This is a genomic window from Acidovorax sp. Leaf73, from assembly GCF_916855635.1.
GTDB lineage: Bacteria > Pseudomonadota > Gammaproteobacteria > Burkholderiales > Burkholderiaceae_C > Acidovorax > Acidovorax facilis.
In genome coordinates, this window is record NZ_CAKASI010000005.1 from 609,080 (window position 1) to 625,549 (window position 16,470).

14 protein-coding genes are annotated in these 16,470 nt (G+C 64.0%); 9 read left to right on the top strand and 5 right to left on the bottom strand.

Going from position 1 to position 16,470, the window contains the following annotated elements; genetic code table 11:
* Positions 1-78 precede the first annotated feature (78 nt).
* Positions 79-753 (top strand): Crp/Fnr family transcriptional regulator, encoded by a 675-nt coding sequence (locus tag LPA35_RS19535; RefSeq protein ID WP_228898448.1) that lies wholly within the window; start codon positions 79-81, stop codon positions 751-753.
* Between the two features lie 283 nt (positions 754-1,036).
* The gene (locus LPA35_RS19540; RefSeq protein ID WP_228898357.1) at positions 1,037-1,738 is read left to right on the top strand and encodes a Crp/Fnr family transcriptional regulator; all 702 of its coding nucleotides are present in this window, start codon (positions 1,037-1,039) and stop codon (positions 1,736-1,738) included.
* 99 nt (positions 1,739-1,837) lie between these two features.
* Here LPA35_RS19540 and LPA35_RS19545 read toward each other — a convergent pair whose 3' ends face one another.
* Both LPA35_RS19545 and LPA35_RS19550 read right to left on the bottom strand, forming a co-directional pair.
* Entirely contained in the window at positions 1,838-2,473 is a 636-nt protein-coding gene (locus LPA35_RS19545) for a BON domain-containing protein (RefSeq protein WP_228898362.1), read from the bottom strand.
* 133 nt (positions 2,474-2,606) lie between these two features.
* The gene (locus LPA35_RS19550; protein ID WP_228898363.1) at positions 2,607-3,467 is read right to left on the bottom strand and encodes a GGDEF domain-containing protein; all 861 of its coding nucleotides are present in this window, start codon (positions 3,465-3,467) and stop codon (positions 2,607-2,609) included.
* A gap of 229 nt (positions 3,468-3,696) precedes the next feature.
* Between LPA35_RS19550 and LPA35_RS19555 the strand changes: the two genes are divergently transcribed.
* Together LPA35_RS19555 and LPA35_RS19560 are read left to right on the top strand one after the other, a co-directional pair.
* A complete protein-coding gene (locus tag LPA35_RS19555; RefSeq protein WP_228898364.1) occupies positions 3,697-6,261 on the top strand; it encodes a chemotaxis protein CheB in 2,565 nt (854 codons plus the stop codon).
* 43 nt (positions 6,262-6,304) lie between these two features.
* Entirely contained in the window at positions 6,305-6,904 is a 600-nt protein-coding gene (locus tag LPA35_RS19560) for a PAS domain-containing protein (RefSeq protein WP_228898365.1), read from the top strand.
* Between the two features lie 183 nt (positions 6,905-7,087).
* On the opposite strand, the gene LPA35_RS19565 is transcribed toward LPA35_RS19560, so the two are convergent.
* A complete protein-coding gene (locus tag LPA35_RS19565) occupies positions 7,088-7,951 on the bottom strand; it encodes a Crp/Fnr family transcriptional regulator (protein ID WP_228898366.1) in 864 nt (287 codons plus the stop codon).
* An 881-nt stretch (positions 7,952-8,832) separates the two neighbouring features.
* On the opposite strand from LPA35_RS19565, the gene LPA35_RS19570 reads away from it, so the two are divergent.
* From LPA35_RS19570 to LPA35_RS19585, 4 genes are all read left to right on the top strand, one after another.
* Positions 8,833-9,081, top strand: coding sequence for a hypothetical protein (locus tag LPA35_RS19570; RefSeq protein WP_228898367.1), 249 nt, complete (start codon positions 8,833-8,835; stop codon positions 9,079-9,081).
* Between the two features lie 236 nt (positions 9,082-9,317).
* Positions 9,318-9,590 carry a cytochrome C gene (locus tag LPA35_RS19575; RefSeq protein ID WP_228898368.1) on the top strand — a complete coding sequence of 91 codons (273 nt, stop codon included), beginning with the start codon at positions 9,318-9,320 and terminating at the stop codon, positions 9,588-9,590.
* A 280-nt stretch (positions 9,591-9,870) separates the two neighbouring features.
* Positions 9,871-10,893 (top strand): diguanylate cyclase, encoded by a 1,023-nt coding sequence (locus tag LPA35_RS19580; protein ID WP_228898371.1) that lies wholly within the window; start codon positions 9,871-9,873, stop codon positions 10,891-10,893.
* A 98-nt stretch (positions 10,894-10,991) separates the two neighbouring features.
* The gene (locus LPA35_RS19585) at positions 10,992-12,194 is read left to right on the top strand and encodes a multidrug effflux MFS transporter (RefSeq protein WP_228898373.1); all 1,203 of its coding nucleotides are present in this window, start codon (positions 10,992-10,994) and stop codon (positions 12,192-12,194) included.
* A 173-nt stretch (positions 12,195-12,367) separates the two neighbouring features.
* Here the strand turns inward: LPA35_RS19585 and LPA35_RS19590 are convergent, their stop codons facing one another.
* Together LPA35_RS19590 and LPA35_RS19595 are read right to left on the bottom strand one after the other, a co-directional pair.
* Positions 12,368-13,474: a DUF72 domain-containing protein gene (locus LPA35_RS19590; RefSeq protein ID WP_228898380.1), complete on the bottom strand. Its 1,107-nt coding sequence runs from the start codon at positions 13,472-13,474 to the stop codon at positions 12,368-12,370.
* A 42-nt stretch (positions 13,475-13,516) separates the two neighbouring features.
* Positions 13,517-13,927: a hypothetical protein gene (locus LPA35_RS19595; protein ID WP_121420358.1), complete on the bottom strand. Its 411-nt coding sequence runs from the start codon at positions 13,925-13,927 to the stop codon at positions 13,517-13,519.
* Positions 13,928-14,090: 163 nt separating this feature from the next.
* Here LPA35_RS19595 and LPA35_RS19600 point away from each other — a divergent pair, with 163 nt between their 5' ends.
* Positions 14,091-16,460 carry a Tex family protein gene (locus tag LPA35_RS19600; protein WP_228898382.1) on the top strand — a complete coding sequence of 790 codons (2,370 nt, stop codon included), beginning with the start codon at positions 14,091-14,093 and terminating at the stop codon, positions 16,458-16,460.
* Positions 16,461-16,470 lie beyond the last annotated feature (10 nt).

Consider the following 16,470-nt stretch of genomic DNA (forward strand, 5'->3'; position numbering starts at 1 on the left):
GGTGGTGCGCCCCGCGTTCCACAAGGTGCCACCATCAAACGATCCGACTCTCCCCTTCAGAATCAATTGCTGGCCGCTTTGCCGGAGGTGGAGTTGCAGCGCTGGCTGCCGCAGCTGGAGACGGTGGAACTGGCGTTGGGGCAGGTGCTGTACGAATCCGGCGCAACCATGCCGTATGTGTATTTCCCCACCGACGCCATCGTGTCTCTGCTGTACGTGCTGGAGGACGGAGCTTCGGCAGAGATTGCAGTGGTGGGCTTTGAGGGCCTGGTGGGCATCTCCATCTTCATGGGCGGCGGCTCTACCCCGAGCCGGGCTGTAGTGCAAAGCGCGGGTTCGGGTTACCGCATGCGCGCCGACGCCATGAAGCTGGAGTTTGCCCGCTCCGGGCCGGTCATGCACCTGCTGCTGCGCTACACGCAGGCACTCATTACCCAGATGGCGCAGACCGCCGTGTGCAACCGCCACCATTCGCTGGACCAGCAGCTGTGCCGCTGGCTGCTGCTGAGCCTGGACCGCCTGCAATGCAACCAGCTGGTGATGACGCAGGAGCTGATCGCCAACATGCTGGGCGTGCGGCGCGAAGGCGTGACGGAGGCGGCCCTCAAGCTGCAGCGTGCGGGGCTCATCAGCTATGCCCGGGGGTGCATCAATGTGCTGGATCGCCCGGGGCTGGAAGGGCGCACCTGCGAGTGCTACGAGGTTGTCAAGAAAGAGTACGACCGCTTGCTGCCCAAGGGCGTTGCCAAATAGGAGCGGCTCACAAAACTCCCCTGGCGTTGTTGTTCCGTCTTGTCGTATCGCTTGTACTGCCTGCGACGGAACGCCTAGCCAGGGCCGCTGCGCTGAGTTTTGTGAGTAGCTCTAAGCCGGTTCGAAAAGCAAGGGCAGTCCGGCAAGGCGCTGTGTACGCTGGCAGACAGTCACGGTACATGGGGCCGCCCACACTGGGCAAAGATCTGCGCTGGGCACGCCCCGCGCGGTTGCCATGATGTTGCTTCTTTGAGTGGCGCTGGCCGACCCGTGAGACACCCCGATGCACCACCCCGAAAACGCCCTTCTTCACAAATTGCCCCCTGCAGTGCGCCAGCGGTTGCTAGACCATTGCGAGCCGTTCGAGCTGGTGCTTTCCGCAGAGCTGAGCGTGCGGGGCAAGCCGCTGCAGCATGCCCACTTTCCCATCGAAGGTTTCCTGTCTTTGGTGATCGATGTGGACAGCCACCCGCCACTCGAAGTCGGCATGGTGGGGGCAGAGGCCATGTTGGGGTCGGAGCTGATTCTGGGGCTGGCGGCCACACCTTGGCGGGCGCTGGTGCAGGGGGCCGGGTCCAGCTGGCGCATCGGCGCCCAGCAGCTGCGCACGCAGATCGACGCGATTCCCGAACTGGAGGCCTTGCTCCAGGCCTGCCTGCTGGCACGCCTGCACCAGCAGACGCTGGCGGCGGCATGCCAGCGCTACCACCAGATAGCGCCGCGCCTGGCGCGCTGGCTGTTGATGATGCAGGACCGCTCGCACTCGGATTGTTTTCACATGACCCAAGAGTTCATGGCCCTGATGCTGGGCGTGCGCAGGGTGGGCGTGACCGAGGCGGCCGGCCATTTTCAGGACGCCGGGCTGATTGCCTACCACCGGGGCGAACTCACGGTGCTTGACCGCAAGGCGCTGGAGGCCGAGGCCTGCAGCTGCTACGCCGCGGACAAACAGATTTACCAGCGATTGATGAAGGCCAAAATCTGACCATCCAAAAGACCCTCAGAAGACCCTCAGAAGACCCTCAGGAGGCTCTGAGGGCGCCGGGCCCGCACGGCTGTGCCCCTTTCTGGGGAAGGGCAGCGCCTACTGCTTGATCAACAGTTCTTCTTGAATGCTGCGAATGCCCAGTACGCGGTGGGCCATGCTCACCCAGCGGCTTTGCGCAGGTGCAGTGCCAGCGGTGGGGCCGCCTTCTGAAGCCAGGGGATGACTCAACGACGCCAGGGCAAGAGGGGCGGGGGTGGAGACGGCGGATGAACGGCCGTTCTCCATGCCCGTAGGTTCAGGGTGCGGGAAGCTGCCCAGCGGGCTCTTGCCTTGCAAGGCAGCGGGGTCGGTTGAATAGCCCTTGTCCTCGGTGGCGTGGACGGCAGGCATTCCCATGGAAAACATGAAGCTGTCCACCGAACTCACACCGGGCACGGTTTGCGCCACAAACACGGCCAGATCGATCTGCGTGGGGTCTGCCGCCATGCCGCTGAGCAGCACGACCCCCTGGTGCGATTCGACGCCAATGTTGAAGCTGTTCACCACCGGCGACAGGATGAGTGCGGCGCGGACCCGCGACGCCAGCACGCTGTCTTCCAAGTAGGCGGTGGGGGAGGGGCTGGCGGGAGTCCAGTCGGTGACCATGTCGATGCGCTTGCAGCCCTGCAGCGACATCACAGCAAGCGCCCCCAGAAGGGCGCCGGAAAGCTGGCGGGGTGAGGGGTGGCGCATGGAGCAGTCCTTTGGAGAGACAGCCACCAATGGTGGTGGCCGTTGTTTGCACTGTCCCATGGTGCGCTGTGGCGGTCTGTTCGTAACCGTACCCATGGGCGTGTTTTACTTTGTAAGGAGGGCGCTTGCAGGATCACGCGACTTCGCCGTAGAACGCGAATCCGCGCCGTTCGCGCTTGGCCGCATACATCGCCGCATCGGCGCATGCCATCAGGTCTTTGGCCGTCGTGCCATGCTGGGGGCACATGGCTACGCCAATGCTGGGGCAAACCAGCAGTTGCAGGTCGGCGACCTTCATGGGGCGGGACACGGCCTCCAGCAACTTGGCGCACAGCTGGCGCAACGGCGCAGCGTCGGCCATGCCTTGCAGCAGGCAGGCGAACTCGTCGCCCCCCAGGCGCACCACCAGGTCGCCGTGGCGCACCGCTGCAGTCAGCCGTGCGGCGGTAATGCGCAGCACCTCGTCACCCACACCGTGTCCATGGGTGTCGTTCACGGCCTTGAAGTGGTCGAGGTCGATGTAGATCACCGTGGGCCCCACGTGTTCGGGGCGGCGCGTGGCCAGGGCATGGCCCAGTTGCTCCAGCAGGTGACGGCGGTTGGGCAGGGCCGTCAGCTCGTCATGAAGCGCCTCGTGGCGTGCCTTGCACTCGCCGCTGCGCACGAAGGCGAGGTCGGCCTCCGCCTGAGCGAGCGCCTTGTGGGTGCCGCGGTAGGCGCGCTCCAACTCCTGTCGCTGGGCGGTCTCGCGCTGCAGCGCCTGGTGCATTTCCTCCAGAGCCGCGACACATTCGAGCAGATTCAAATCCGGCCCCGGCTTGGGGACTATGGCGGGTGCCTGGAAGGGGAGCTGCGATTCTCCCGGCAGTTCCCGCTTGAGAAGCCGCGCTCGCAGTGTCCCCAAGACCTGGGTCCAGTGCTGGATTTGCGCGGCACTGGGCCACGAGGTGGTGAGTGTCTTGCTGAACAGGATTTGTCGTTCGGGGATGCCCATGCGCTGGTCCTTTCTGTGCCGTTGTCTTGGCCGGAGGGGATATCTGGGCAGCGGCGGCGTGGGAACTGGCGCACTGCTACAGGAGCTTGGGGCGCAGTGTGGCCGGTGAAGGGGCGTTGTTTCTGTCTGCCAGCGTACATAAATGGGACGCCGCCTTGGCGGTATGCGCGCTGAATGGCTCCGTGAGCCCCCGCAGGCGCCCCCTGCAGGGGTACCCCGATAATCGGGCATGAACCAACCTTCAAGCCACGGGATCGCGGCGCGCACTTCGAGCGCAGTTCGTGCCGTGGGGTTGGGAGCATCGGCCGGGGGGCTGATCGCGTTGGAGCAGTTCCTGGCGCACGTCCCACCGTCGAGTGGCCTTGCCTACGTGGTTGTCCAGCATCTGGATCCTACGCAGAAGGCAATGCTTGCAGAGCTGCTGCAGCGCTGCACGGCGATGGAGGTGCTCGAAGCGACTGACACGATGCGCATGGAGCCCGATGTGGTCTACGTCATACCCCCCAACAAGGAGCTGACAGTCGCGGGAGGGTTGCTGCACCTTGCAGAGCCTGCTCGGCCTCGCGGCATGAGACTGCCCATTGATCTGCTTTTTGCGTCGCTGGCGCGCGATCAGGGTGAACAGGCCATTGGCGTGGTTCTCTCGGGGATGGGGTCCGACGGCACCTTGGGGTTGCAGGCGATCAAGTCGCAGGGCGGACTGACCCTTGCCCAGTTGCCTGCGTCCGCGCAGTTCGACTCCATGCCACAAAGTGCCATCGCGGCAGGGTGCATCGACATCATCGGTCTTGCGGCTGAATTGCCCGATCGCATCGGGCGCTACATCGACGAAAAGCATGGCACTGCCCCGCCGCCCGAAGACGACGCGGGCAACCACAGCGGGCACGCGCTGGGCGCCATCCTGGGCCTGCTGAGAGATCGCTGCAAACACGATCTCTCCGACTACAAGCCCAGCACGTTGCGCCGACGCATCCAGCGGCGCCTGGGCGTACACGGCCTGACCACGACCGATGCGTATGAAAAATTCGTGCAGGAGAACCCGCAGGAGCTGGACCTGCTCTTCAAGGAAATGCTCATTGGCGTGACCAGTTTCTTCCGTGACCCCTCGGTCTGGCGAGAGCTCAAGGACGTGGTGATGCCCGCCCTGCTGGCGCGCTGCGCGCCGGGCGCCCGTCTGCGGGCCTGGGTGGTGGGATGCTCCACGGGCGAAGAGGCTTACTCCCTGGCCATGGTCTTCAGGGAGGCGGTGAAGGAGCACCCCGTCGCTGAGCGCTGTTCACTGCAAATTTTCGCCAGCGACCTGAGCGCGGACGCCATCGCTGCGGCCCGCAAGGGGCTTTACCCGTTGAAGATCGTGGACGACGTGGAGCCGGCCAGGTTGGCCAGATTCTTCACACGCCAGGACGGCGGATTCCTGATCAGCAAGGAGGTTCGGGAAATGGTGCTGTTTGCGCAGCACGACGTGATTCTCGACCCACCTTTCACCAAGCTCGACTTGCTCTCGTGCCGCAACTTGATGATCTATTTCAATGCCGCACTGCAAAGTCGGCTGATGCCGCTCTTTAGCTACAGCTTGCGCCCTGGCGGCGCGTTGTTGCTCGGAGGTTCAGAGACCATTGGCACCTGGCAAGCGCTTTTTACGCCGATAAGCCAGAAATCCCGGCTCTATTGGCGCACTGAAAATTCAATCAACGCTGGCTCGGCGTACTTTCCGATCAGCCTTCGCCGGGCGACCAACCGGCTTCCCCAGGAGTTCAAGGTGTCCCCTTCGGCTGTTGTGCTTCCCTCCAGTTTGCAGACCCACGCCGAGCAAGCGCTGCTTCAAGAATTCTCTCCCGCCGCCGTGTTGGTCACCGACCAAGGCGATGTCGTGTATATCAACGGCAGCGTGGGCAAATACCTGGAGCCAGCGTCCGGCAAGGCCAACTGGAACATCCATGTGATGGCCCGTCCTGCCATCAGGGCGCAAATTGCAGCGGCGCTGCGGCAAGCCGTTCAGGACAAAGGCCGCGTGGAGGTGCGCGGGCTGCGCCTGAGCGAAGAGCCCACGCAGCCTTCTGTGGATGTGATCGTCAAACTGATGCAGGAACCCCATTCCTTGGCTGGCCTGGCAATGATCGTTTTTCGCGATGTGGCTGCGCCGGTCCTGGCCAAGCGCAGGCGCCGGGCCTCTGCAGGTGCCGCTGATCCGCAGATGGTCGAGGAGCTGCAGCGCTGCAAAGACGAAATCCAAGCCCTGCGCCAAGAGATGAGGGCCTCGGCAGAGGAGTTGCAGGCGGCCAACGAAGAGTTGCAGTCCACCAACGAGGAACTGCAGTCTGCCAACGAAGAACTGACCACTTCCAAAGAAGAGTCGCAGTCGATGAACGAAGAGCTTCAGACGCTGAACCAGGAGCTGCAAACCAAACTGGACGATCTGGCGCTGGCCCAGAGCGACATGCAAAACCTGCTCAACAGCACGGACATCGCCACCCTGTTTCTGGACAGCGCCTTGAACGTGCGCCGTTATACCGAGCAGATCACACGCATCATCCACCTGCGAGAAGGGGATATCGGCCGACCGTTGACCGATCTGGCCAGCACGCTGAACTACCCTGCGCTCAATGACGACGCCAGGCAAACCCTGAAGACGCTGACATTGACGGAAAAAGAAATCACGACGACCGATGGATTCTGGTTTTTGGTGCGTATCAAGCCCTACAGAACGCTCGCCGACGTAATCCAGGGCGTGGTCATCACCCTCATCGACATCACCACGGCGAAAGAGCTCGAATCTCGCCTTCGCAAGGGGTAGAGTCGGAGCGACTGCGGATAGCACACTCTTTTCAGGAGCATTCATGTCACACCTCGCAGAATCTTCGTCCTATCTGTCGAGCTTGCGCGAGCGAGCGACGGGGCAGTTAACGGGTGGCGTCCGAAGCGACCTTGCACGCACCAGCACATCAGAGGCCATGGCAGTTCTGTACAAGCTCGCGTCTTCGCCGTCCACTGCCGGTGACGCCCTGGCGCTGCTGCACGAGCTTCAGGTCCACCAGGTCGAGGTCGATATGCAGCACGAGGAACTTCGGCTTTCGCGGGCCGACCTGGAGAACCACTTGGCGCGCCAAACGAACCTTGTCCAGCGCGCGCCCGCAGCGTTCCTGGTCATCGATGAGACCACTGTGGTGTGCGAAATCAACCGCGCTGGCGTCCGGCTGCTGGGTGCTGCCAGCCATGGTGTGCTGGGCCAGTCTTTCGCCAGTTTCCTGACTACGGCCAGCAACGCACAGTTGCAGAGCATGCTCGCACAAGCGCGCGCGGGTGCCGCACCTCAGACGTGCGAGTTGCATTTTTTGCCACAGGGCGGCGTCTCTCGGACGCTCCTGTGCAGCGCCGACAAGGAAGTGTCTTCGGGTCGTTTCATCCTGGTGCTCCTGGCGCCTGCGCCGTCTAGTTAGGGCGGTGCCTTCGGTGCAGCGCACCGCAGGGCGTTGAGGTTCAGTGCCACCCACCAGCCCTGCTTGTTCGCGCAGGTTTTGACTCGGCCACCGTGCGTGAAAGCCGCTCGACAGGCTCAGGGCAAACGGCATGCACAGTGAATGGTGTGAGCGGCGGACGGGATGTGACGAATTCTGGAAACCTCAAGAGCGAACAAGACGGAGGTCAGGGACCAGGGCGCTATCCCTTGGAGAGAAGCTGTCTGAAGCCGCCCTCAAATCTGGCAATAGCCGAGCGTATTCGCCCTTCACGACGGCGTGGCACTCGCAGCTGCGGTGCTCCAGGCCACGGCGGTCAAGCACCGTGATGTGGCCCGAGTGGTAACGGATCAATCCCGCTGCCTGCAACTTCAGCGCTGCCTCGGTGACCCCGCTGCGCCGCACGCCGAGCATTTGCGCAATGAGTTCATGTGTCATCACCAGCTCATTGCCTCCCAGCCTATCCAGACTTTCCAAAAGGCAACGGCAGATATGCTGATCAACGGAGTGATGTCGGTTGCAGACTGCGTTTTGGAGCATTTGGCACATCAGCGCCTGCGTGTACTTCAGCATCAGCTGCTTGACGGTTGCATGCCGCTCGAACTCTTCCTGGATCAGGCCGGCCGGGAGCCGAAAACCCTGACCGGCACTTCGAACGACGCTGCGGCTCGGAGTGGTCACGCCCCCCAGGAAGGACGAAATGCCCACGACTCCTTCACAGCCCACCATCGCAACCTCGGTAGAGCTGCCATCCTGGAGGACGTGAAGTATGGACACGATGGTTGTGGTCGGGAAGTAGACGTGGCTGGGCGTCCGCCCAGACTCACTGAGCACCTGGCCCAGTTGCAAATCAACAGGTTCGAGCAGATGGTGCCAGCGGCGCTGGTCTGAATCCGGTAGCGAGCTCACCAAGAGGTTTTCTGCGGGGTAGGCATCAAAGATCACGATTTTCCTTTCGGGTGATGCCTGGCGGCAAAGATCGAAAACCGACCAGGAGAACGGTAATCCGACCCCACAAGAAAACGTCATGTTCCGAAACGTAAGAGTTGTCCGCAATCACACGAATAGCTGCTGTTTGTTTGATCTCTGTCAGTTTCCGATCAAGCTCGACTTTGACGGATCGACGACTTTGCCTACACCCGCGCAGGCTGCACATCTGCGGCGCTCGGCAGAGTGCGCGACCGTACAGACGCAAAGGCGGCAGCGTTCTAAAAACAAGCTGTTGGGGTGTCCATCTGGCGCAAGTGGCAAGTGCACCCCCAACGGGCACGCATGGTGAGTGCGAAGAATTTTGATAGGAGCAATCCAATGACAATGACTGAACCCGACATGTCGAAGGCGATGACCTTGCGAAGCAGGTTTCAATCAGCCTTTCCATTGTTTTCCACGAAGTCTCTGACCGAACGGCAAGAAACGCAGGGAGGGCTATCGAGGCCGTGGCCCCTTGTGGATGCCTCCCCCAGCCTGACGGAGACCAGTTTGCCGGTGCGAACGCCCCCCAATGCGCCCGATCCTCAGCCCGCAGCCGCAGGCCTTGAAACGGAGGATTGGGATCTGTTGTTCAGGGCTGCGCTCGAAACTTTGTCGCGGGTGGCATGCGGGAGGGCACCGCCCGATGGCGCGGCCTCTCGGTTACAAGCCCCTGGCGATGTACTTGACGGGTGCCTGGATGCACTGGAGCAATTGCGTCGGTCCGCACCCTTCGTTCAGCATCCGCTGATGCCCAAGGGGGACGCATCTGGAACTTCTGGCGCGACTTGATGCGCCCTCGGTACACCTCGCCTCAAGTGCTCAACCATGTGAGTGGATGGTGCGGCGCGATGGCGCTGGCATGGGCGTTCTTTCCAGGTCTGCCGCATATTGATTGACCACGGGCGTGGACACCCTGCGCCCAAAGATTGGAGCAGTTTATGCAAACCTCTCACCGTCAAACACTTCAGTGGAGCACGTCGGCATTCGGTGAAATGCCCAGCCCGACGCCCGCAGAACTGGCCGAATTGTCTACGCACGTGAAGGAGTGTCGGCGCGCGCGCGGGCGGCTTTTTTTACTCCGAAGCGAGGTCAAGGCCATGAACGAAATCATCGCGAATCGGTTTTGGACGACCATGGCTGCTATCGCGGTTTTGCTGTTACTCGCTTCGTTCGCGTGGGCGGCCTGAACCCGCCCCGCAGTGTGCTCGCCATGGTTCCGAGATCGTGTGATCGTTCGGGGCCACTGCAACCTTCTGGGTGGCCGCGTCGGTAGGCTGCGGCGCCCAGCCCATCGGCATTGCGGGTGTTGCGGGATTCACCCTTTGAAAGCAGATGAATGACAGCGTACCTATCGAAGCTATTGGTCTTGCGTGGGGTTGTTGTTGGCACTGTGTTCTGCATCGCAGTGGTTGCAAACCCTGCTATGGCCCAGGGTCGCGGCGAATTGCTCTACGCGACACATTGCAGCGCCTGTCACACCGTGCAGCTGCATTGGCGCGCCAGCAAGGCCGTCACAGACTGGACGAGCCTGCGGTCAGAGGTGCGCAAGTGGCAGGGCGAGGCCAAGCTGGCGTGGGGCGAGGACGACGTGCTTGAGGTTGCGCGTTATCTGAACGACAACATTTATCACTTTGTCCTCCCCAGCGCGACGGCGATGACCACATCGCCGACCGTGGGCCCTATGTGGGCGCGCTGAACCGAACTGCATCCCTGATCGCGCAACCGAGGCCGCATTCCGAGCCTGGCGCCTCTCGGGCCTTGAGCGTCTAGTGCGAGCGCAGTCCCGAGGATTTCGACTCCAACGGGCCCTTCACGTGTACCCAACGCTTGCAACCGCGTCGTCAGAGTGTTGGGTGTTCCGGGCCGTCCAGGGGGCACAGCACGCGCACGCAGTGCTACATTCATCAGAGCGCCCAGCCCCGCCTGCACAGCAGGCCGCACGCACCACCCCAACGCTGCTCCAGAGGAACCCGCCCATGTCACCGGAACGCCAGCGACTGATCCGCCTGTTGTTTGATGAATACATCGAAATGTATGCCGCACGGGATGCAAGGCTGGTCACCCGTTTCAGCGACAACTTCAGCGGCTTTGCGGGCAGCAGCGACCAGCTGGTCAAGAGCCGTAGCGATTGGGTTGACGTCACCTTGCAGGACTTTGCCCAGGTGCCCGGCCGCATCGGCATTGACGTGGTAGACCTCTTCCCCCAGGAACTGTGCGATGACGTGGTGGCCGTCACGGCGTTTTTCCACATCCGGCTGCCCATTCCTGACGCACTGTTTGCCCGCGAGACCGCGCGGCTGGTGCTGGTGTTTCGCCATGAAGAGGGCGACTGGAAGATTGCCCACAGCAGCATTTCCATCCCCTACGGCCTGGCGCGTGACGGCGAGGTGTACCCGGTAGGCCGCCTGCAGCAGCGCAACCTGGAGCTGGAGGCGCTGGTGGAAGAGCGCACCCAGGCCCTGGCGCAGGCCAACCAGCGGCTGCAACTGATCAGCAACACCGATGGGCTCACCGGCATTGCCAACCGCCGCCATTTTGACCAGACCCTGGCGCACGAATGGGCCCGCGCTCAGCGGGCGCAGACGCCGCTCTCGCTGATCATGCTGGACGTGGACGTGTTCAAGCACTTCAACGACCACTATGGTCACCTGGCGGGCGATGCCTGCCTGCAGGCTCTGGCCCTCACCCTGGCGCAAACCGGCGGGCGCCGCGACGGTGATCTGGCGGCGCGCTTTGGTGGCGAGGAGTTTGTGGTGCTGCTGCCGGCGTCGGACGCGCCGGCTGCCATGGAAGTGGCCCGCCAGATCCAGCAGGCCATCCAGGCGCTGGCCTTGCCGCATGAGGGCGCGCCTTTCGGCATCGTGACCGTCAGCTTTGGCGTGGCCAGCCTTGTGCCCCAGCGTGACCAGGCCCCCGAAGAACTGGTGCGCCGCGCCGACCGCGCCATGTACCGCGCCAAGCAGGCCGGGCGCAACCGCATCGAACTGGCTCCGGACTGAAGGGTGGGCGCAGTACCTGCCGTGCCCGGGTAGCGCTTTTGGCCATTCATTCAGGGTTTACCCGAGTCCATGCACCGAAATGGTGACAATGGGCGGCTATGCATTTTTCCCGCTTCCTCAAAATGGCCCTCATCCTGGGCCTGCTCTCGGCCATCGGCCCCTTTGCCATCGACATGTACCTGCCCGCGCTGCCCGACATTGGCGCCAGCCTGGGGGCGTCGGTGGGCGCTGTGCAGTGGAGCCTGACGGCGTTTTTCCTGGCGCTGGGGGCTGGCCAGCTGTTCTATGGCCCCATCTCTGACATGGTGGGACGCAAGCCGCCGCTGTACTTTGGCCTGGGCCTGTTCACGGTGGCCAGCGTGGGGTGTGCGCTGGCCAGTGACATCGAAACCCTGGTGGCCCTGCGCTTTTTGCAGGGCCTGGGCGCGGCGGCGGGCATGGCCATACCGCGTGCCGTGGTGCGCGACCTGCACACGGGCACCGATGCAGCGCGGCTGATGTCGCTGCTGATCCTGGTGTTCAGCGTGTCGCCTATCCTGGCGCCGCTGGCGGGCAGCGGGGTGATTGCCCTGACCGGCTGGCGCGGCGTCTTCTGGGTGGTGGCCGTGGCCGCCGTGGCGGGGCTGGCGCTGGTGTACGGCAGCTTGCAGGAGACGCGCCCCGCGTCCGACCGCGTGGAAAGCAGCCTGGGCGGCGCCCTGCGCGCCTATGCGTTGCTGCTGCGCGACTGGCACTACCTGGGCCTGGTGTTCATTGGCGGCTGTGCCATGGCCGGGTTTTTTGTGTACCTGGCGGGCTCGCCGTTTGTGCTCATCAACCACTACGGGCTGACGCCCACGCAGTACAGCCTGGCCTTTGGGGTTAACGCGGCAGCGTTCATCGGCGCCTCCCAATTCACCGCCACGCTGGGTGAGCGCTTTGGCATGGTGCGGGTGGTGAAGGCGGCGGCCACGGCCTCGGGCGCGGTCATGGCGTCGTTGCTGCTTTACTACCTGCTGGGCGGCGATGACCTGGCCGTGCTGATCGGTTTGTACTTTGTAGCCAGCGCGCTCATGGGGCTGGTGATCCCCACCACCTCGGTGCTGGCGCTGGAGAAACACGGCGCCATCGCCGGCACGGCATCGGCCCTGCTGGGCACACTGCAGATGCTGACGGGCGCCTTGGCCATGGGCGTGGTCGGCCTGTTTGCCACCGGCAAGCCCTTGCCCATGGTAGTCGGCATGGCCACCGGGGCGCTGGTGGGCGTGGCGCTGGCGTGGATCACGCTGGGCGGCAGGCGCGGGGCGATGGTGCATGCCTAGTCCGTGCCGCAAGCGCTTGCAGAAAATTTGAATAAAAAGTGCCTCTAGCGCTTGATGGATAAGCGCTAGAAGCTATGAATATGTGAGTATTTCGCCTTCCAGAGCGGTACATCGCATCCGGCTCACACCGCGCTCAGACTCACCCGCAGGGACGTCGCTGGTGCGCGAGCACATCAGCGTGGCGCTGCCGTCAGCACCGCAGCCACTTCGTCGGCCACACCGCGCACCGTCAGCGGCGCGCAGCCCTCAGCATGGTTGCTGATGGTCACAAAAGCGTTCTGCCCCCGGCGCGTGATGCCCGCAATCACGCTGGCCAGCTCCGCCCGGGTGGGCAGGTCGGGGTGGTGCAGGCGGTCGTAGGGGGCGTACAGGCGCTCCGCCTCTTCATAGCCATAGGGGCCATGCACCGGGTTCAGGTTCCAGCGGCACACCAGGGGGCCGGGCCACAGCGCGCGCAGCATGGGCAGCTGTTGCTGCAGTGGCGGCATCTTGGCGTGCAGGCCCAGGCAGTAGGTGGCACCGGCTTCGCGCAGCACGGCGGCAAAGTCGGGGGTCAGCCATTCGGGGTCGCGCACTTCCACGGCGATGACGCCATCGGGTGCCAGTGGCGCCAGTGCGGGCTGCGCGAGCAGCATGGCGCGCAGGCGCTCCAGCAGGAGGGGCATGCGGTCCAGCTGCGCCAGCGGGAGCGGGCTGAGCTGGAACACCAGCGCGCCCAGCTTGTGCCTCAGGCCTTGCAGGGCAGGTTCCACACACTCGCTGCGGGCCAGTTCGGGGCTCAAGAATGCCGGGTTGGCCTGGCGGCCCCGGCCGTCTTCGCTGCGCACCAGGGCGTCGGTCACCACACTTGGTGCCTTCACCACAAACCGGAAGTCGTCGGGCACCTGCGAGGCGTAGCGTTCGTACTGGCTCACGGTGAGCGGCCGGTAAAAGCTGCGGTCAATGCTCACGGTGCGCATCAGCGGGTGCTGGGCATACACCGCCAGGCCTTGCTTGGACAGTTGCGTGTCGGAATGTTCGCCCTCCCACACCAGGCCTTTCCAGCCGGGGTAGGTCCAGCTGGAGGTGCCCAGGCGCAACTGCCGGGGCAGGGCGGCGGCCAGGGAGGTTAGCGCATCGTCGCGCGCCATGGCGGCTACCTGGCTGGAGCGTTTGCGCGGGGCAGGCGGCGCGGCGTGTTCTGCGGCTTCGGGCGCATCGGCTTTGGTCGGCCGGGTGGAATGCCGCGAAGGCACAGGAGGTGTTGGGGCTTCGGGGCTGCCGAACAGGTCGTCTTGCATGCGGCGGGCAGGGCGGGTGGGCGAAGAGACGGATGCGCGGGGTCACAACCCCGAGAACAACCCGCCTTCGTTCAGCAGCTCGTACGTGATCTCCGGCCGCTGGTCCATGCCCTTCTTGATGGCGGCCGGGATGGCCTGGCGCGTCTTGCGGCACAGCCCGCGCTGCTCGTGGACCAGGATGGTGATGCCGCGCAGGGTGCGCACTTCGTTGGGGCTGGGGGCAATGGTCAGGCGCAGGCCCAGCTGCTGCTCCATGCGCTCCTGCAAACGCCGCAGGTCGCTCAGGCTGGTGATGTTCTCCAGCCGCTGCAGCAACTTCTTTTCTTCAGCCTGGGTGAGCTGCAGGATGCGTGCCTCCAGCACGGCATCGGGGGATTGCAGCAGGGCATCCCGGTCGCAGACACAAGCGCCCGGCGGGCATTCTGTGCGGATGGGGAAGGGCAGGGGCTGCATGAAGGGGCGGTCTTGGAGGCTGGAGCATTCTAGACAGCCCACCCCGCCCTCATGGCAAGGCCGGTTGTTCCCTCGGGTTGTTACCAATAGTGCCTGTGGCAAACTCCCGCGCTTCGCGTTTTTGTTCGTTTGTTTGACCGAGTCTCAGAGAGTTTGCCCACACATGCAGCAGATCATCCGGCAGTTGGCCGCAGAAATCAGGGTTAGTGAACAACAGGTGCGCGCAGCGGTGGAGCTGCTGGACGGGGGCGCCACGGTGCCCTTTATCGCGCGCTACCGCAAGGAAGTCACCGGTGGGCTGGACGATATCCAGCTGCGCGAGCTGGAAGCCCGCCTGTCTTACCTGCGCGAGCTGGACGACCGCCGCGCTGCGGTGCTCAAGAGCATTGACGAGCAGGGCAAGCTGACCGATGCGCTGCGTGCTGCCATTGCCGCAGCTCCAACGAAGCAGGAGCTGGAAGACATCTACCTGCCGTTCAAGCAAAAGCGTCGCACCAAGGGCCAGATGGCCCGCGAGTTCGGCATCGAGCCGCTGGCTGACAAGCTCTTTGCCGACCCCACGCTGGACCCTGCCGTGGAGGCTGCCGCCTTCACGAAACCGCCCGAGGTGCTGGACGATGGCAAGACGGGCGCGGACTTTTCGACCGTGCCCGCAGTGCTGGACGGCGTGCGCGACATCCTTTCCGAACGCTGGGCCGAAGACCCGGCACTGGTGCAAAACCTGCGCGAATGGCTGTGGGCCGAGGGGCTGCTGCGCAGCAAGAGGGTCGAGTCCAAGAACGAGAACGACCCCGAGGTCTCCAAGTTCCGCGACTACTTTGAATACGACGAACCCATCGGCCGCGTGCCTTCGCACCGCGCGCTGGCGGTGTTCCGGGGTCGGGGCCTGGAGATTCTGGAAGCCAAGCTGGTGCTGCCCGTGGAGCCCGAACCCGGCAAGCCCAGCATGGCCGAAGGCAAGATTGCCCTGCACCTGGGCTGGAGCCACCAGGGCCGCAAGACCGATGACCTGATCCGCAAGTGTGTGGCCTGGACCTGGCGCGTGAAGCTCAGCCTCTCGACCGAGCGCGACCTGTTCGCCCGCCTGCGCGACGACGCTGAAAAAGTCGCCATCAAGGTGTTTGCCGACAACCTGCGCGACCTGCTGCTGGCTGCGCCGGCTGGACCGCGTGTGGTGATGGGCCTGGACCCGGGCATCCGCACCGGTGTGAAGGTGGCCGTGGTGGATGCCACGGGCAAGCTGGTGGAAACCGCGACTGTCTACCCGCACGAGCCGCGCCGCGATTGGGAGGGCTCGCTGCACACCCTGGCCAAGCTGGCCGAGAAGCACGGCGTGAACCTGATTGCGATTGGCAACGGCACGGCCAGCCGCGAGACCGACAAGCTGGCCGCCGACCTGATCAAGCTGGCGGCCAAGGTGGACCGCGTGATTGAAAAGGTGGTGGTGAGCGAGGCCGGTGCTTCGGTCTATAGCGCCAGCGAATACGCCTCGCAAGAGATGCCCGATGTGGACGTGAGCCTGCGTGGCGCGGCATCCATCGCACGCCGCCTGCAGGACCCGCTGGCCGAGCTGGTCAAGATCGACCCCAAGAGCATTGGCGTGGGCCAGTACCAGCACGACGTGAACCAGAGCGAGCTGGCGCGCACGTTGGGCACGGTGGTGGAAGACTGCGTGAACTCGGTGGGCGTGGACCTGAACACGGCCAGCGTGCCCTTGCTCAGCCGTGTCTCGGGCCTGTCGGGCAGCGTGGCCAAGGCGGTGGTGCGCTGGCGTGAGGCCAATGGCGCGTTCAAGAGCCGCAAGCAGCTCATGGACGTGGCAGGCCTGGGCGCCAAGACGTTTGAGCAGAGCGCGGGCTTCTTGCGCATCCGGGGGGGCGACAACCCCCTCGATATGACCGGCGTGCACCCCGAGACCTACCCCGTGGTAGAGCAGATCATGGAGAAGACGGGCAAGCCCGTGGCCGAGATCATGGGCCGCGCCGACATGCTCAAGACCTTGAAGCCCGAGCTGTTTGCCAACGAAAAATTCGGTGTCATTACCGTCAAGGACATCCTGGCCGAGCTGGAAAAGCCCGGCCGCGACCCGCGTCCGGACTTCAAGGTGGCGCGCTTCAACGATGGCGTGGAAGACATCAAGGACCTGAAGGAAGGCATGATCCTGGAAGGCACGGTGAGCAACGTGGCCCAGTTTGGCGCCTTCATCGACCTGGGCGTGCACCAGGATGGCCTGGTGCACGTGAGCCAGCTTGCCCACAAGTTTGTGAATGACGCCCGTGAGGTGGTAAAGACCGGCGACATCGTCAAGGTCAAGGTGATGGAAGTGGATGTGGAGCGTAAGCGCATCGGCCTGTCGATGAAGCTGGGCGACGCGCCTCCGCGCCAGGGCGGCGACCGGGGTGCACCCCGCGACAACCGCTTTGAGGGGGCTGGCCGCGGCTATGCACAACCCCAGCGCCGCGCGCCTGAGCCCGTGCAACAGTCGGCCATGGCGTCGGCATTTGCCAAGTTGCAACAGGCCAAGGGCCGTTGACGGATTGCGG